This window comes from Mesorhizobium sp. M7A.F.Ca.MR.362.00.0.0, assembly GCF_004023175.1.
Lineage (GTDB): Bacteria > Pseudomonadota > Alphaproteobacteria > Rhizobiales > Rhizobiaceae > Mesorhizobium.
In genome coordinates this window covers 2,646-3,003 of record NZ_RZTF01000567.1, presented here as the reverse complement: position 1 = coordinate 3,003, position 358 = coordinate 2,646, and the positions used below count along the sequence as shown (strand labels likewise).

1 protein-coding gene is annotated in these 358 nt (G+C 65.6%); it reads left to right on the top strand.

All coding sequences use genetic code 11. From position 1 onward, the window contains the following. Positions 1-358: transposase (locus EOC06_RS44380; protein WP_245470349.1), on the top strand; the 358-nt coding region annotated here is incomplete at both ends.

Below are 358 nucleotides of genomic sequence, written 5' to 3'. Positions count from 1 at the left end.
GATCCAGACCGTGCGCGAGAAGTTCTCTTGCCGCGAATGCGAGAAGATCTCGCAGCCGCCGGCGCCCTTCCATGTGACGCCGCGCGGCTTTGCCGGGCCGAACCTTTTGGCGATGATCCTGTTCGAGAAGTTCGCCCAGCACCAGCCGCTGAACCGGCAGAGCGAGCGCTATGCCCGCGAAGGCATCGACCTCAGCCTTTCCACACTGGCCGACCAGGTTGGCGCTTGTGCCGCGGCGCTCAAGCCGGTGCACGCGCTGATCGAGGCGCATGTGCTTGCCGCCGAGCGTCTGCATGGCGATGACACGACCGTGCCGATTCTGGCGAAGGGCAAGACCGATACTGGGCGCATCTGGGCC